At 65.7% G+C, this 15,876-nt stretch carries 14 protein-coding genes; 9 read left to right on the top strand and 5 right to left on the bottom strand.

All coding sequences use genetic code 11. The features are described from left to right. Nucleotides 1–3 precede the first annotated feature (3 nt). The 3 genes from ACILR9_RS05170 to ACILR9_RS05160 form a co-directional block, all read right to left on the bottom strand. Nucleotides 4–1,179 carry an ABC transporter substrate-binding protein gene (locus ACILR9_RS05170; RefSeq protein ID WP_395708832.1) on the bottom strand — a complete coding sequence of 392 codons (1,176 nt, stop codon included), beginning with the start codon at nucleotides 1,177–1,179 and terminating at the stop codon, nucleotides 4–6. 436 nt (nucleotides 1,180–1,615) lie between these two features. Next, nucleotides 1,616–1,978 carry a VOC family protein gene (locus tag ACILR9_RS05165; protein WP_395708831.1) on the bottom strand — a complete coding sequence of 121 codons (363 nt, stop codon included), beginning with the start codon at nucleotides 1,976–1,978 and terminating at the stop codon, nucleotides 1,616–1,618. A gap of 104 nt (nucleotides 1,979–2,082) precedes the next feature. Beyond that, complete coding sequence (locus ACILR9_RS05160) at nucleotides 2,083–2,565, bottom strand: GFA family protein (protein WP_395709044.1); 483 nt, start codon at nucleotides 2,563–2,565, stop codon at nucleotides 2,083–2,085. A 334-nt stretch (nucleotides 2,566–2,899) separates the two neighbouring features. Here ACILR9_RS05160 and ACILR9_RS05155 point away from each other — a divergent pair, with 334 nt between their 5' ends. The 4 genes from ACILR9_RS05155 to ACILR9_RS05140 are packed head-to-tail and all read left to right on the top strand — an operon-like array spanning nucleotide 2,900 to nucleotide 6,486. Continuing rightward, nucleotides 2,900–3,913 carry a PotD/PotF family extracellular solute-binding protein gene (locus tag ACILR9_RS05155; protein WP_395708830.1) on the top strand — a complete coding sequence of 338 codons (1,014 nt, stop codon included), beginning with the start codon at nucleotides 2,900–2,902 and terminating at the stop codon, nucleotides 3,911–3,913. A gap of 4 nt (nucleotides 3,914–3,917) precedes the next feature. Next, entirely contained in the window at nucleotides 3,918–4,718 is an 801-nt protein-coding gene (locus ACILR9_RS05150; protein WP_395708829.1) for an ABC transporter permease, read from the top strand. Then, complete coding sequence (locus ACILR9_RS05145) at nucleotides 4,715–5,500, top strand: ABC transporter permease (RefSeq protein WP_395708828.1); 786 nt, start codon at nucleotides 4,715–4,717, stop codon at nucleotides 5,498–5,500. Before ACILR9_RS05150 ends, ACILR9_RS05145 begins: the two co-directional genes overlap by 4 nt. Beyond that, nucleotides 5,497–6,486 carry an ABC transporter ATP-binding protein gene (locus tag ACILR9_RS05140; RefSeq protein ID WP_395708827.1) on the top strand — a complete coding sequence of 330 codons (990 nt, stop codon included), beginning with the start codon at nucleotides 5,497–5,499 and terminating at the stop codon, nucleotides 6,484–6,486. Before ACILR9_RS05145 ends, ACILR9_RS05140 begins: the two co-directional genes overlap by 4 nt. Here the strand turns inward: ACILR9_RS05140 and ACILR9_RS05135 are convergent. Then, nucleotides 6,474–7,223 (bottom strand): GDSL-type esterase/lipase family protein, encoded by a 750-nt coding sequence (locus ACILR9_RS05135; RefSeq protein ID WP_395708826.1) that lies wholly within the window; start codon nucleotides 7,221–7,223, stop codon nucleotides 6,474–6,476. The genes ACILR9_RS05140 and ACILR9_RS05135 overlap by 13 nt on opposite strands. A gap of 196 nt (nucleotides 7,224–7,419) precedes the next feature. Here ACILR9_RS05135 and ACILR9_RS05130 point away from each other — a divergent pair, with 196 nt between their 5' ends. Beyond that, nucleotides 7,420–8,787: an amidohydrolase family protein gene (locus tag ACILR9_RS05130; RefSeq protein WP_395708825.1), complete on the top strand. Its 1,368-nt coding sequence runs from the start codon at nucleotides 7,420–7,422 to the stop codon at nucleotides 8,785–8,787. A gap of 39 nt (nucleotides 8,788–8,826) precedes the next feature. Beyond that, the gene (locus ACILR9_RS05125) at nucleotides 8,827–9,963 is read left to right on the top strand and encodes an amidohydrolase family protein (protein ID WP_395708824.1); all 1,137 of its coding nucleotides are present in this window, start codon (nucleotides 8,827–8,829) and stop codon (nucleotides 9,961–9,963) included. A 1-nt stretch (nucleotide 9,964) separates the two neighbouring features. On the opposite strand, the gene ACILR9_RS05120 is transcribed toward ACILR9_RS05125, so the two are convergent. Further along, nucleotides 9,965–10,756: a hydroxyacylglutathione hydrolase gene (locus ACILR9_RS05120; RefSeq protein WP_395708823.1), complete on the bottom strand. Its 792-nt coding sequence runs from the start codon at nucleotides 10,754–10,756 to the stop codon at nucleotides 9,965–9,967. 385 nt (nucleotides 10,757–11,141) lie between these two features. Between ACILR9_RS05120 and ACILR9_RS05115 the strand changes: the two genes are divergently transcribed. Genes ACILR9_RS05115 through ACILR9_RS05105 form a run of 3 tightly spaced genes read left to right on the top strand, consistent with a single transcriptional unit; the run spans nucleotide 11,142 to nucleotide 15,776 of the window. Further along, a complete protein-coding gene (locus ACILR9_RS05115; RefSeq protein ID WP_395708822.1) occupies nucleotides 11,142–14,066 on the top strand; it encodes a molybdopterin oxidoreductase family protein in 2,925 nt (974 codons plus the stop codon). Continuing rightward, nucleotides 14,063–14,809 (top strand): 4Fe-4S dicluster domain-containing protein, encoded by a 747-nt coding sequence (locus ACILR9_RS05110; RefSeq protein ID WP_395708821.1) that lies wholly within the window; start codon nucleotides 14,063–14,065, stop codon nucleotides 14,807–14,809. The genes ACILR9_RS05115 and ACILR9_RS05110 overlap by 4 nt, the downstream gene beginning before the upstream one ends. Nucleotides 14,810–14,840: 31 nt before the next feature. Further along, nucleotides 14,841–15,776 (top strand): dimethyl sulfoxide reductase anchor subunit family protein, encoded by a 936-nt coding sequence (locus tag ACILR9_RS05105; RefSeq protein ID WP_395708820.1) that lies wholly within the window; start codon nucleotides 14,841–14,843, stop codon nucleotides 15,774–15,776. Nucleotides 15,777–15,876 lie beyond the last annotated feature (100 nt).

Raw genomic sequence — 15,876 nt, 5'->3', positions numbered from 1 at the left:
GGGTCAGCCTGCCTTGTAGATCTGCTTCAGCTGGGCCTGCGCGTCGGCGATCACTTCCTTGGTCGACTTGCCGGCGCACGCCTTGGCGAACATGTCGACCACGACGTACTTGGCAACGCTTTCCGATTGGGCGCGGCTGAGCGGCGCCGGCCAGCCGGGCAGGTGCGAGGTCTTGAGGGCGTCGCGGTACGGCAGGTTGCGCGGCTCGACCTTCCACATCGGCGCGTCGTCATAGACGTGCAGGAACGGCTGGTAGTAGGTGACCGCCACATCGAGCCACGCGGAGCACTGGGGCGGTGCCATCAGCCAGCGCAGGAAATCCTTGGCCGCCTTCTGGTCCTTGGTGTGAGTGAAGATCGCATGGCACAGCGGATTGAGCATGTGGAAGCGACCCTTCGGCCCTTTCGGGTTCTCCGACTGGTCGATCACCTTGGCCATGTCGGGGAAGTCTCGCTTGGCCCCCCACAGGATCGATTCGGCATTGTTGGTGCAGGAGATCTGGCCCGACAGGAACGCCTTGTTATTGTTGACGTCGGTCCAGCCCAGGCAATCCTCGAACATCGTCTCCTTGAAGAAGCGGCGACAGAAATCGATCGCCCGCGCGGTCTCGTCGGAGTCGATCACGATGGTCTTGCCGTCGGCCTCGACCTCGCGCGCGCCGTACGACCAGAGCAGCGGATAGAGCCAGCCGTGATTGTCACCGAAACCATGGCCCAGCTCGAAGCCGAACGGATGGCCTGCTTTCTTGAGCTTGATGCCGGCTTCCAGGAGCTCGTTCCAGGTGTCGGGGAATTTGGTGTAGCCGGCCTCCTTGAACCAGTCGGTGCGCCAGTTCATCAGCTGGCCGATATTGCCGAACGGAATGGCTTTCCATTTGCCGTTTACGACGACGGATTCCTGCGCCGATTCGTACCAGCCGCCCGACTCCTTGCCGATCTCCGCGGCGATGTCGCTCACGTCGACGAACTTCTGGTCGAACAGGAAGGCCCAGTTGAAGCCGATCGCCGTCAGATCGGCGCCGGTCGCGTTCTCGGCCGCGGTGGTGACGCGGGTCAGCAGGCTGCCGACGCTCACGACCTCGTAGTTCACCTTGATGCCCGTCGCCTTCTCGTAGGCGCTTGCGAGCTTGTTCTTGAAGAAGGCATCATAGGGCGGCACGAACGAGCTCTCGTGCAGCATGGTGAGGCTCTTCGCTTGGGCTTGAGCGGCGGCCGGACCAAGCAGAGTGCCGGCAGCGCCGTACGCGGTAAGCTTAAGGACGTCTCGTCGAGACTGACGGGAAACGGTACTCATACCCAGATCCCTCCCTTTGCCGTTTTGTGAGCGGAGCATAGCCGACGCGAGCAGCGTCGACCACCTCGATCGCAGGCGAGCCGTTGAGCCAGACGTATCGGGTCGCGTTGATGCCCGCGGCGTCGGCGATTTCCTCTCGATCCGCTCAACCCCCGGAGGCCGATCGATCCGATGCAGGCGCTGAACCCGATTCGTCAGACCGACTACACCATCAGCTTTGCCCGCGACCTGGAGGCGATGCGGCGGTTCTACGAGCAGATCATGGAGTTTCCGCTGTTGCGCGTCCGGGATCTAAGCCGAGATCTGAGTGGGCTGTCGCGGACTATCTTGGCGATCGCAAAGGCCGCGCGAAGCTCAACTCATGGCCGTCGAGATCGGTAAGATGAAAGTAGCGTTCGCCCCATTCGGCATCGCGCGGCGTCGTCGAAGGCTTCCAACCGGCCGTCAACGCGCGCTCGTACAGGGCGTCGACATCGGTGACATGGAAGATGACACGTCCCCACCATGACCAGCCTGTGTCCGCAGGCTGGGTGATCAGGTTGAGAAAGCCGGGGCCGGCCCGCAGGCTGGTGAACGAGGATGCTTCTCCGCCGTAAACGATCTCGAATCCCAGCGAGAGGTAGAACCCGACAGCCCGCCGCATGTCGTGCGTGCCGAGGGTTATTGCGCTAATCGCTTCGATCATGCCGGCACCTTAGCGCAGCCTCACCGGGCCCTGAAGCCGGGCGGCAAGCGCGCGGTCGAGCACTATGAGCCGGGCGTCGACGCTTCGTTTGACCTCGCTGGCGATCAGAACATGCCATCGTCGCGAGGCCGGCGTCTTGTCCTGGGACGCTCCCAGACGACGCCGGGATACCCTTTCAGTGGCACGAGCTTGCCGCCCATGTAGGTCCAGTCCTGCAGTTCCGAGATGCCGATATGGTAGAGGGGCTGTCGGCCGGTGCGGCTCTGAAAGAGCGCCCGTGGGACGTTCACCATGTGCGGCGAGCGCGTGCGTTCATAGAACAGGGGTGTGCCGCATTGCCCGCAGAAGCTGCGGGACGTGCCCGTGGCCTTGTCCTCGTATCGCACGATCTTGCGCGCGCCTTTGGTCACGCGGAAACGCTTGCGCCAGCTGCCGACATAAGTGGCGTAGGCCGCGCCGTGGGCACGCCGGCTTGCCGCGGAATGGTCGTGCCATGCCCAGCGGGCGGGAAAGCCGATCTCGAGATGGACGGCGCCGCAGAGGCATTCTCCCGCGACTTGACCAGCTTCGTCCGCTTTCCGTTTCATGGTCATCGCGGCCCCGGGCTTCTGAAGCATGCTCTTTCTTGGTGCAATCATGTGTGCGGACCCAGAATTGCAGCGCCAATCGTGCGCCGTCGGCGCGATCCTGTCGCGCACGATACCGCTCGGTGGATTTTCCGTCGAACGCGCTGACAGTATCGGATGGAGATGAATCACGTGCGATGCTGCAATGCGCGTGCCGCCAAGAGTGACATTGCCGGAAATGGAGGCGCGTCGGCGTTCACCCATCGAGCCTCGCCGTGGACGCCGTCGTTGCTTGACGGGAACCGGGACCATTGCGACGATCGGTTCTCGACGGGGGAATGAGGGGAAGATTCAGATGGCGTTGAAGCGTTTGCTGTGCATGGCCGCCCTGATTGCAGGCATGCCGTTTGCCGCTGCAGTTGCCCAGGACAAGATCGTCGTCACCTCTGCCGGCGGTGTCTGGCTCGAGTCCGCCAAGGCAAACTTCGCGGCCTGCTTCAAGGAGCGCACGGGCAAGGAGGCGGAAATCCTGCTTTCGGCTTCGAACGAGATCATGCAGAAGCTGCGCGCAAGCCCGGGCAAGCCGCCAATCGACGTCGTCGTGCTGTCCGAGACCGACGCCATCAGGGCCGGCCAGGAAGGCCTGCTCGACAAGATCACCGCCGACAAGGTGCCCAACATCAAGGACGTGCCGGAGATCTTCCGCAAGCAGTGGAACGACTTCGCGACCATCCAGAATTTCGGCGCCATGATCGTCATGGTGAACGGCGACAAGGTGCCGAACCCGCCCAAGGACTGGAAGACCCTGATCGACGAGGTCGCCGCCGGCAAGTATGGCAAGCGCGTGTCGTTCCCATCGCTCACCATGCCGTGGGGGCCGATGTTCACCTGGTTCCTGACCACGCTCTACGACAACAACGAGGACGTGGTCTTCCAGAAGTACAAGGCGATGCTGCCCAACATCGCCAAGTACTGGGTCTCGCCGGTCGAAGCGCTCAACATGTTCGCCGCCAAGGAGATCGACATCCTGGTCTACTGGGACGGCCGGGCCTACGCCTTTGCCGAGGAGAACAAGTGGGCCAAGGCCTATATCCCCGAACCCGGCGCGTTCCAGTCGGCGGCTATGCTGGCCAAGCCCAAGGGCGCGCCCGATCTGGCCTGGCAGTATGTCGATTGCGTGCTGTCGCCCAAGGCGCAGCTCGGCCATTCGCAGATGGTCAAGTATCCGATCGTCAATTCCACCGTGGAGTATCCGCCCGCGCTCAAAGCGCAGCTCACGCCGCTCGACAAGGTCCGCCAGCCCGATTTCCAGCTCATCATCCAGAAGGTGCCGGGCTGGCTCGATCGCTGGAACAAGGAGATCCGCTGACGCAATGCGGCGGTCGACCGTTGCGCTGCTGCTCGCCCCGGCGATCCTCTTCCTGCTGTTCGGCTTCGTCGCGCCGATCGCCGTCGGCCTGGGGGAGAGCCTTCGGGCCGGCCTCGGCCTCTACGGCAAGATCTTTGGCGATGCCTACTATCTCGAGGTGATCGCCAGCACGCTGGCCTTGTCGGCGGTCGTGACGCTGCTCAGCCTGCTGATCGGCTATCCCTATGCGCTGATCCTGGCGCGGGCGCGCGGCTGGAGGAAGGCGGCGCTGCTGCTGCTGCTGGTCGCGCCGCTGCTGGTCAACGTCGTCGTGCGCAGCTTCGGCTGGACGGTGGTGTTCGGCCGCAGCGGCCTGATCAACGCCGTGCTGGCGGCTCTGGGCCTGCCGACCCTCGACATGCTGAACAGCTGGACCGCCATCGTCATCGCCCTGGTTCATGTCCTGATGCCGTTCATGGTGCTGTCGATCGCGGCGACGTTGGAGACTCTCGATCCCGCGCTGGAAGAGGCGGCGGCGACGCTCGGTGCGCGGCCCATCCGGATCTTCCTCCATGTCGTCGCGCCGTTGAGCCTGCACGGCGCGGTGACCGGGTCGATCCTTGTGTTCGCCCTGTGCATGGGCAGCTTCGTCACCGTGATGATGATGGGCGGCAACAGCACGATGGTGCTGCCGCTCCTGATCTACCAGCAGCTCTCGGTCGCCGGCGACCAGGCATTCGCCGCCGCGCTCGGCATGGTGCTGCTGGCGACGGTGTTGATGGTGTTTTGGCTGCAGGGCAAGGTGGTCGGGAAGCTGCGGCCATGATCCGCAGCGCCTACCTCGTCGTGGCCGGGCTCTTCATCCTGACGCCGCTGGTGGTGGTCGTCGTCGTCGCCTTCACCTCGGCGTCGTTCGTGAGCTTCCCGCCCCCGGGGTTCTCGCTGCGCTGGATCACCAAGGTGCTGGCGGATCCCGCCTTCATGCGGCCGCTCGTCAACAGTGTCCTGCTCGGACTGGCGGCGGCGTTGTCAGCTGCAGCCCTGGCCGTACCGGCCGCCCTGGCCCTGGTGCGCGGCGGTTTCAGGGGCACCGCCGAGATCGAGTCCTTCCTGCTGTCGCCGCTCAGCCTGCCGGCGCTGATCCTGTCGATCGCGCTGCTGTTCTATCTCAGCCGCCTCGGCGTGGGGGCGGGCTTCATCGGCCTGCTGGTCGGCCATACGGTGATCGTCCTGCCCTACATGCTGCGCACCGTGCTGGCGGTCGCGCGCGGCGCCGATCCGGCCCTGGAGGAGGCGGCCTTCGTGCTCGGCGCCGATCCGTGGCGCAGCTTCCTCCACGTCACCTTGCCGATCCTGCGGCCCGGCATCGTCGCCGGCGCCCTGTTCTCCTTCCTGGTGTCGTTCGACGAGGTCGCCGTGGCGCTCTTGCTGTCGACGGTGTCGACGATGACCCTGCCGGTCGCCATCCTGAATCACGTCGCCAACAATTACGATCCGGCGATCGCCGCCATCTCGCTGATCAAGATCGTGCTCGTCGTGGCCGTGCTGGTGGCGCTCGAGCTGGGGTTCGGGCTCGACCGGCTGATGCTGTCGCGGCGGCGGCCATGACCCGTGGCAGCCTCGAGATCCGCGGACTGACGAAGCGCTATGGCGCGCATGCCGTCGTCGATGGCATCGACCTCGACGTCGCGGCCGGATCGTTCGTCGCCCTGCTTGGACCCTCCGGTTGCGGCAAGACCACGCTGCTGCGCTGCATTGCCGGCCTCGTTCAGGCCGATGCGGGCGCCATTCGCATCGACGGCCGCGACATGGTCGGCCTGCCGCCGTGGCGGCGATCGCTCGGCATGGTGTTCCAGAGCTATGCGCTGTTCCCGCACATGAGCGTCGCCGCCAATGTCGGCTTCGGCCTCAGGATGCAGGGCGTGTCGCGCGACGCCGCCGCCGGGCGCATCACCCGCGTCCTCCAGATGGTGCGCATGGAGGGCTTCGACGGGCGACGGCCGGCCGAGCTCTCGGGCGGCCAGCAGCAGCGCGTCGCGCTGGCGCGCGCGTTGGTCACCGCACCGCCCGTGCTGCTGCTCGACGAACCGCTCTCCGCGCTCGATGCCAAGCTGAGACTGGCGATGCGCACCGAGCTGCGCGAGCTGCAGCGCCGGCTGGGCATCACCACGCTGTTCGTCACTCACGACCAGGACGAGGCCATGGCTGTCGCCGACCAGGTCGCCGTCATGGACCACGGCCGGATCGTGCAGATCGCCGAGCCGGAAACCGTCTATCGCCGGCCGGCGACACCGTTCGTCGCGGAGTTCATCGGGCGCATCAACCGTCTCGACGGCCTGACCGACGGTATGGCGATGGTGCGGCCCGAGCATATCCGGCTGCGCCCGCCGGGTGAGACCCTCGATGGCGAGATCGGCGTCGAGGGGCGCGTCGTCGACATCGTCTTTGCCGGCGACAGGCTCGAGATCCATGTCGATGCCGACGGCCGTCGCATCCTGTGCGTCAGGCCTGCCACGGTGGGCCCGCCGCCGTCGATCGACAGCGCGATTCGTGCCGCGTGGTCACGCAGCGATATGCTGACCTACCGAGCCTGATCGAACCAGCGTCGCCAAGCCGGCCATTGCGCGATCAGGTGGGCGAGCCTGGCATAGCCTTCCGCGGCCGGATTGCTGCCGTCGCCGGCCTGGGTCATGCGCTCCCAGTCCGGATCGCCCAGCAGCTGCGTGTGCAGATCGAGGAACGGGATGCCGAGCTCCGCGGCGAGCCCGGCATAGGCGTTGTTGTACTTGGCCTGGCGCGCATTGGAAAAGCGGAACTGCGGGCCGGCCAGGAGCTGAGGGTAAGGCTTGATGTCGCTCATCGGGATCAAGCCGATCCACAGCGTGGGCTTCCAGGCCGCTGCCGCGCTCATCAGGGCGCGCGCGTTGTCGAGCGACTCGGCCAGCGGCACGTCGAGGCCCTGGCCGACCACCTCCTTGGCGTCGTTGCCGCCGAAGGCGAAGACCAGCCTGCCGTTGGCTGCGGCCGGCAGCCTCGCCTCGCATTCGGCCCGCCAGCGCTTCAGCAGGCCGCGCGTGGAATCGCCCCTGATACCGAGATTGTACGTGGTGACGTCATGGCCGCGGGCCCACTCACCGGCGGCCAGCCGGCCGACCCAGCCCAGCGCCGTCTCATCGCCCGCGCTGGCGGTGAAGGCATCTCCCAGGAAGCAGATCCGGCTGAAGGAACGACGCTGCGGCGGCCAGGAATCTGGCGTTGGTTTCAATGTCATGGTCGGCTGATTGTTGGCTTGCAACGCGGCGTGACGCAAGCGGCCGGCGAAAGGGCGCATTCATTCGCTTCCCCCGTAAGACGGCAGGGCGTTCGCATTTGGACGCTTTTCTTCTCCTCCCCAGCGGAGCTGGGGAGGAGAATGAAGGCGCGTCCAAATGCGAATGCCCTGCGTAAGACGGGGGGAGGCGAATGAATGCGGCTATCCCGCGGCGCTCGGCAAGACTAGAGTCGGACGGCAGCCCGAGGGGACAACCATGAAGACCCATGTCCGTTGCGGCACACTGTTCAGCGCCGGCGATCAGGAGGCGAGGTCCGGGCAGACCCTGGTGTACGACGCGCGCGGCATCCTGGAGTTTGTCGGTCCGACGGAGCAGGCGCCCAGGGCGGCGCCGGCCGAGCCGGTGCTGGACTATTCCCGCCAGTTCGTCATGCCGGGCCTGATCGACGTCCACGTCCATCTCGCCTACGGCAACGCCAAGAGCGAGGAGGATATCGATCTTTACAGCCCGCTCGAGTTCCGCGCGCTGCGTGGCCTGTTCTTTGCCCAGAAGCTGCTGGCGGCGGGCTATACTGCACTCTGCTCGCCGGGTGATGCCGGGCAGGTCAGCCTGTCGATCCGCAACGCCATCCGCGCCGGTCTGTTCGACGGGCCGCGCATCACCGCCGCCGGGCCTTACATCACCGCACGCCAGAGCCTGACCGATTGGTATCCGAGCTGGATCGGCGCACCGTCGACCTCGATCGGCCGACTGGTCACCAATCGCGACGAGGCGATCGAGGAGATCCGTGTTCAGGCCAAGAACGGCGTCGACTGCGTGAAGATCGCGCTCGACGGCATCCAGCGCCGTCCCGACGGATCGCTGATCGCCGCCTTTACCGAGGACGAGACCGCCGCCATGGTGCGCGAGATCCAGCGGCTGGGCCGCAAGGCGGTGGTCCACGCGATCGGCCGAGAGGCCGTGCTGTACGCCGCGCGGGCGGGCGTCGACCTGATCTTCCATGCCTTCGACCTCGACGATGAATGCATCGACGCGGCGCTGAAGGGCGGCTCGGCAATCGCGCCCACGCTCACCTTCCAGCGCAACATCATCGAATTCACCCAGCCGCACGACCCGGCGGCGAACAACGGTCGCGTCGGCCATGTGCAGCGCCAGTACGAGCGCGCCTGCCGCAACCTCGCCAAGGCCCACAAGGCCGGCGTGCCGATGCTGGCCGGCACCGATTCGGGTTTCGCGGTCACGCCCTACGGCGAATGGCATGCGCGCGAGCTCGAGATCTTCGTGAACGATCTGGGCTTCACGCCGGCCGAGGCGCTCAGCGCTGCGACCCGGGTCAACGCGCGCTTCCTCGCCGACGCCGAGCGGGTCGGCACGCTGGAGCCCGGCCGCTCAGCCGATTTCATTGCCCTCGATGGCTCCCCGCTCGAGGCCATATCGATTCTGCTCGACAAGAGCCGGATCCATGCGGTGCACCTCGGCGGCAAGCGCATGACGCTAACCGAGCGCGGCTACGATCCGCGCGAGGTCACCGACAAAGCGCTGGTCAACTGGAGCGATGTCTACACCCAGGCGCGCGTCGCCGAGCTGCGCCGCGACACGCCGCTGCGTCGGGCTGCGGAGTAACCGTCCGGCCCATGGGATCAAGCAAGGGAGGAGATGCCGGTGTTGCCCCTCGTTCTGTCGTCCGACTCGCACGTGTTCGAACCGCCCGACCTGTGGCAGAAGCGTATCGATGCGGCGTTCCGCGATCGCGGGCCGCGCATCCAGCGGATCGACGGCGCCGACCAGATCGTGGTGGAGGCTGATCAGATCCTCTCGGGCATCGGCCTCATCTCGAATGCCGGCGCGCGGTTCGAGGCTCCCGAGACCATCTCTGCCGATGGGCGCTTCGAGGATGTGCTTCGCGGCGGCTACGACCCCGAGCAACACCTCAAGGACATGGTGCTCGATGGGGTGGCCGGCGAAGTCCTCTACCCCTCGCAGGGATTGTTCTACTTCAGGCTGGCGGATTCTCAGCTGATGTCCGCCATCTTCCGCGCCTACAACGACTGGCTCGCCGAGTTCTGCCGCACCGATTCCGGCCGGCTGAAAGGCATCGCGATGATCAACCTCGACGACGTCCAGGATGGTATCGAGGAACTGGAGCGTGCCGCCCGTCTCGGCCTGTCCGGCGCCATGATCACCGAGTACCCCTTCGAGCACCGGCGTTACGACCAGCCCGAGTACGAGCCGTTCTGGGCCGCCGCCGCCGCACTCGGCCTGCCATTGAGCCTGCACACGGCGACGCGACGGCAGGGCAAGATCCGCGGCGCCGGCGAGAAGACCCTGCGCGACGCCAGCAGCCGGTCCACGAAAGCGCACTATCCGGCGTTGTCGATGTGCGACATGATCTTCTCAGGTGTCTTCGAGCGCCATCCGCGCCTGACGCTGGCCATTGTCGAGTTCGAGCTCTCGTGGGTGCCGCACGTGCTTTCCTCGATGGACTATACGTACCGCGAGCGTCACGGCGAGGCGATCTACCGGTTCAAGGACGGCATGGTCCCGAGCGATTTCTTCCGCCGCAACGTCGTGCTGAGCTTCCAGGAGGACGCCATCGGCATCCGGCTGCGCGATATCATCGGCGTCGACAACATGATGTGGGGCTCGGACTATCCGCACAGCGAATCGACGTTTCCCCAGTCGCAGAAGATCCTGGCCGACATCCTGGCCGGTGTGCCGGCCGACGAGCAGGCCAAGATCGTCGGCGGGAACACCGCGCGAGTCTACGGCTTCGACGTGGCGAAGGCTGGTCGGCCCTGATTCACCACGAGTTGCGTAGCTCGCGCAGCTTCAGGAACACCGTGCGCTCATCGGGCTTCTCGGGCAGGTCGGGGAAAGATTCGCGCAACCTGGCGATCACCGTCGGGCTGCTCAAGCGGAAGAAGGTGTTGATTTCCTGCTCGACCTCGAGCGTCGAGACGTACGCGTTGTCGGGGTCCTGGCCCTCGAGCTTGTCGAGCAGCTTGCGGGCGCTTGCGTTGTCGGGCTCGCGATCGAGCGTGAATCGCAGATTGTTCTCGATATAGTCGTGACCGGGATAGATCAAGGTCGAGCTCGGCAGCTTCGCCAGCTGCCCATCGAACGTCCTGTACAGCTCGTTCGGATGACCGCCATTATGGCAGTTCCCGGCGCCGGCATTGAACAGCGTATCGCCGCAGAAGAGGGCCGGTTGATCGGTGTGCGACCTGAGGCAGATGTGGCACATCGTATGACCCGGCGTGTCCAGCGCCTCGAGCTCGACCGTCTTGCCCACCTTGATGACGTCGCCCGCGCTCAAGCCGCGCGCCATGTTGGGGATCTTGTCCTTGGCATTCTTGTGCGCCAGGATTTTCGCGCCTGTCTTGCGCGCCAGCGCTTCGTTGCCGCCGGTATGGTCGCCATGCTCGTGCGTGTTCAGGATCTGGGTGATGGTCCAGCCTTCGTCCTTGGCGGCTTTCAGGCACTTTTCATGATCCAGGGGGTCGATCGCCAGGGCCTCGCCGGTTTCGCCGCAGGCGATGAGATAGTTGAAGTTGCGGTATGCGTTGGCGGTCCAGATCTGTTTGACTATCACGGCATCCATCCCCGTCAGTGGCGTCCGGAAAAGACAGCGCTGGAACTGTGATGACTCCAGGCTGGAGCCGCAAGGGCACTGCCGTCACGAGGGATGTGGCCTCACAACACCATCCAGCGCAACAGCACGCTCAGCGTCAGCATCGCCAACGCCTGTGTGACGGACAGCAGCCACTCGTCATGCCAACGCTCTACACGATTGCGGCTCGTATGCGACATGCGCACCTCCGATCATGTCTCGGCGATTTGATTCAGAGACCTACGCAGCCTGAACAGAGCAGAGGGCGACCGGGAACGCAAGGTCTCGTCGCGTTTGCGATACGACGTAGAACAATTTTCTTTCTGGAAGGAGGTTGGGAGATTAGCCTTTCTCCGGGAGGAACAGGATGCCGAACGAGGGTAAAGCGAGCGACGACCGCCAGGCGGAGGGCCTCAAGCTCGATACGTCGAGCGCAGATCGGATCGCGCGCACGACCTGCTACATGTGCGCCTGTCGCTGCGGCATCAAGGTTCACCTGAAGGATGGGCGCATCCGCTACATCGAGGGCAATCGCGACCATCCGGTGAACAAGGGGGTGCTCTGCGCCAAGGGATCCGCCGGGATCATGACGCATTACTCGCCGGCCCGGCTGCGCAAACCCCTGCGCCGGGTCGGGCCGCGCGGCAGCGGTGAGTACCAGGAGATCGAATGGGACGAGGCGATGGCGATCGCCACCGATTGGCTGGGCGCCATCCGGCAAAGCGACCCGCGCAAGCTCGCCTTCTTCACCGGCCGCGACCAGAGCCAGGCTTTGACCGGCTGGTGGGCAAGCCAGTTCGGCACCCCCAACCACGCCGCCCACGGCGGCTTCTGTTCCGTCAACATGGCGGCTGCCGGGCTCTACACCATCGGCGGGTCGTTCTGGGAGTTCGGTGAGCCCGACTGGGAGAACACAAGGTACTTCCTGATGTTCGGCGTTGCCGAGGATCACGATTCCAATCCGATCAAGATCGGTCTCGGCAAGCTGAAGAGCCGCGGCGCCGCCAAATTCGTCTCGGTTAATCCGGTCCGCACCGGCTATTCGGCGATCGCCGACGAATGGATCGGCATCCGGCCGGGCACCGATGGCCTGTTCATCCTGGCCCTGATCCAGGAGCTGTTGCGCGCCGGCAAGATCGACGAGGAATACCTGTGTCGATACACCAACGCGCCCTGGCTCGTGATCCAGGACGAGGGCGCCGCCGATCACGGGCTCTTTGCGCGCGACGCGGCGGGCCAGCCGCTGGTGTTCGACGCCGTCACCCAGACCGTCACCGGCGCCCACCAGGTCGACGCCAAGCCGCAGCTCGCCGGAAAGGTTTCGCTGGCTGATGGGCGATCGGCGGTGCCCGCCTTTCATCTCGTCGCCAGGCGCTGCCTCGAGCCGCAATACTCGGTCGATGCCGTCGCGGCCGAGACCGGCATCGGCGCCGAGATCATCCGCCGGATCGCCGCCGAGCTGGCGCACGCCGCCTTCGAGCAGACTGTCGTGATCGACCAGCCATGGACGGACTGGGCCGGTCGCCGCCACGACAAGATGATCGGCCGGCCGGTCTCGATGCATGCCATGCGCGGCATCTCGGCGCATTCCAACGGCTTCCACACCTGCCGCGCCATCCACATCCTGCAGATGCTGCTGGGCGCCGTCGATTCGCCGGGGAGCTTCCGTTACAAGCCGCCGTTTCCGCGGCCTACGCCGCCCGCCGTGAAGCCGACCGGCCGTGCCGCCGACATCCAACCCGGCAAGCCGATGCCCGGGCCGCCGCTTGGATTTCCGACATCGCCGCAGGACCTGCTGGTCGAGGCCGACGGCACGCCGCGTCGGCTCGACAAGGCTTACTCATGGGAGGCGCCGCTGGCCGCCCACGGCCTGATGCACCAGGTCATCCGCAACGCCTGGGCGGGCGATCCGCACAAGATCGACACGCTCTTCCTGTTCATGGCGAACATGAGCTGGAACTCGTCGATGAACACGGCTGGCACCATCGACATGTTGACCGACAAGGATCCCGAGACCGGCGACTACAAGATCCCGCACATCATCTATTCCGACGCCTATGCCAGCGAGATGGTGGCCTACGCCGACCTCATCCTGCCCGACACGACCTATCTCGAGCGCTGGGACTGCATCTCGCTGCTCGACCGTCCGATCTGCGACGCCGACGGCGTCGCCGACTCGATCCGTCAGCCCGTGGTCGCGGCCGATCGCGATGTGCGCCCTTTCCAGGAGGTGCTGATCGATCTGGGGACCCGACTCGGCCTGCCCGGCCTGGTGAAGGAAGACGGCAGCCCGCGCTATCCTGGCGGGTTTCCCGACTACCTCGTCCACCACGAGCGCAAGCCCGGTGTCGGCATGCTGGCGGGATGGCGTGGCGCCGCCGGCGAGAAGCAGGGTGTCGGTACCGTCAACGAGGGTCAGCTCGACGCCTATGTCGCCAACGGCTGCTTCTGGCGTCACGAGATCCCGGATGAGGCCCGCTACTTCAAGAACGTCAACCGCGCCTATCTCGACTGGGCAGTCGGCATGGGACTGATCGACAGAGCCGATCCCATCGTCCTCCAGCTCTACAGCGAGGTCATGCAGAAGTTCCGTCTGGCCGCAGCAGGTCATGGCGAGGTGCAGCCGCCCGACCAGCATCGCGAACGGGTAAGGACCTACTTCGATCCGTTGCCGCTCTGGTACATGCCGTTCGAGGAGGCCGAGATCGCGCGCGATGCCTTCCCGCTACACGCCATCACGCAGCGGCCAATGGCGATGTATCACTCCTGGGGATCGCAGAACGCCTGGCTGCGCCAGATCCACGGCGAGAACCGGCTTCACATCCATCGCGCGACAGCGGCCAGGCTCGGCATTGCCGACGACGACTGGGTCGCGGTCATCAGCCATCACGGACGGATAAAGGTGCAGGCCAAGCTGATGGATGGGGTGAATCCGAACACGGTGTGGACATGGAACGCCATCGGCAAGCGCTCGGGCGCCTGGAACCTGGCGCCGAAGGTCGCCGAGTCGCAGCACGGCTTCCTGCTCAACCACGTGATCTCGGAATTGTTGCCGATACGCGGCGACGGCTATCGCTACGGCAACAGCGATCCGGTCACCGGCCAGGCCGCCTGGTACGATCTGCGCGTCCGGATCGAGAAGGTCGCAGCAGGGGAAAGCGTGAGCGAACCCCAGTTCGCCACCTTGCCGGTGCCGCCTCATCTGCCCGAGCGGCCCGGCGTGCTGCGCTACGGAGCGGGCTTCAGGGCGACCGTTCACGCAGGTGCCCAAGTCACCGGAGATGCCAAGTGACCAGTCTGCCTGCACAGCCTTCGCCCAAGCGCCTGGGCCTGGTCATCGACCTCGACATCTGCGTCGGCTGTCACGCCTGCGCCGTGAACTGCAAGGAATGGAACAGCGGCGGTGTCGCCGCGCCATTGACCGATCTTGCGCCCTATGGCGCCGCGCCCGACGGCGTCTGGTTCAATCGCGTGCACACCTTCGAGGTCGGCGAGGGTGCGGCCGGCCGCACCGTGCATTTCCCCCGCTCGTGCCTGCATTGTGCTGAGCCGGCGTGCGTGACGGTGTGTCCGACCGGTGCCTCGTACAAGCGCGCCGAGGACGGCATCGTGCTGGTCAACGAGGATCTTTGCATCGGCTGCAAGCTCTGCTCGTGGGCCTGCCCGTACGGTGCCCGCGAGTTCGACCAGGACGCCGGCGTGATGAAGAAATGCACGCTCTGCATCGATCGCATCTACAACACCACCTTCGAGCCCGAAGACCGCGTACCGGCGTGCGTCGCCACCTGCCCAGCCTCGGCGCGCCATTTCGGCGACCTCGGCGATCCGGAGTCTCCTGTCTCCAAGCTGGTTGCCGAGCGCGAAGGCTTCGACCTGATGGCGGAGATGGGCTACGCCCCCACCAACAAGTATCTGCCGCCGCGGCCGCGTCGTCAGAACGCAGGCTGCACCGGCGCGCCGGATCAGCTCACGCCCGCAACGCTCGCCCAAGCCGGCGGCCTGCTGGGATGGCTCGACCGGCTGCTGTCGCAATGAAGAACGACCAATCAGATCTCGTGGAGCGGCCGTGCATCCTTCGCTGTCGGTGATCCTGTTCACCACTGCCTCGGGCGCCGGATATGGGCTCCTGGCCTTGCTCGGCGTGCTGGCGCCATTCGGCATCCTGCCTGCTGACCGGCTGTTCGGCCTGGTGGCATTGGCCCTGGCGCTCGGCGCGATCACCGCGGGCCTCGTGTCATCGGCCTTCCATCTCGGGCAGCGCCAGCGTGCCTGGCGGGCGTTCTCGCAATGGCGCTCGTCGTGGCTGTCGCGAGAAGGCGTCGCCGCCGTCGCGACCTACCTGCCGGCCGGGCTGTTCGGCATCGGCTGGGTATTCCTCGGCGTCGTCCTGAAGGCGGCAGGCCTGCTGTCGGCGTTCGGCGCCATCGGCACCGTTTTTTGCACGGCGATGATCTATCGCTCGCTGAAGCCCATCCCGCGCTGGCACAACAAATGGGTCGTGCCGAACTATCTGGCGCTCGCCCTCATGAGCGGCACCCTCTGGCTGATGGCGGTGCTACCGATTTTCGGCGCGCGGCCGGAACTGTACGGGCTGGCGCCGGTCGTCATCGTGCTCGCCGCCCTTCTGAAGCTGGCCTACTGGCGTTCCATCGACGGGGCGCCGGCCACCAGCACGGCCGGCAGCGCGACCGGGCTTGGCGCCCTGGGCACGGTGCGTCTTTTCGAGGCGCCGCACACGTCGGAGAACTATCTCCTGAAGGAGATGGGCTTCAAGATTGCCCGCAAGCATGCCGCCAAGCTGCGACGCATCGCGGTCGGACTGGGCTTCGGCCTGCCATTTCTGCTGTCGCTGGTCCCCTTCGTCGTCTCGGGCTGGCCGGCCATCGCAGCGGCCTTCGTCGCCGCGGCTCTGGGAACCGTCGGCGTCTTCGTCGAGCGATGGCTGTTCTTCGCCGAGGCGCAGCACACCGTCACCCTGTACTACGGCAGGTCCGCGGTCTGAAGGGCAGGCGCGCGATGAACGCGCGCCGAAGGAAAGGTCCTCGCTGCGCTCGGGATGACAGCAATCACTGTCATCCCGAGCGCAGCGAGGGACCTTTCAT

It is taken from the genome of Reyranella sp., assembly GCF_044224635.1.
GTDB lineage: Bacteria > Pseudomonadota > Alphaproteobacteria > Reyranellales > Reyranellaceae > Reyranella.
The sequence above is the reverse complement of the archived record's forward strand: the minus strand, read 5'-3'. Positions and strand labels throughout refer to the sequence as shown.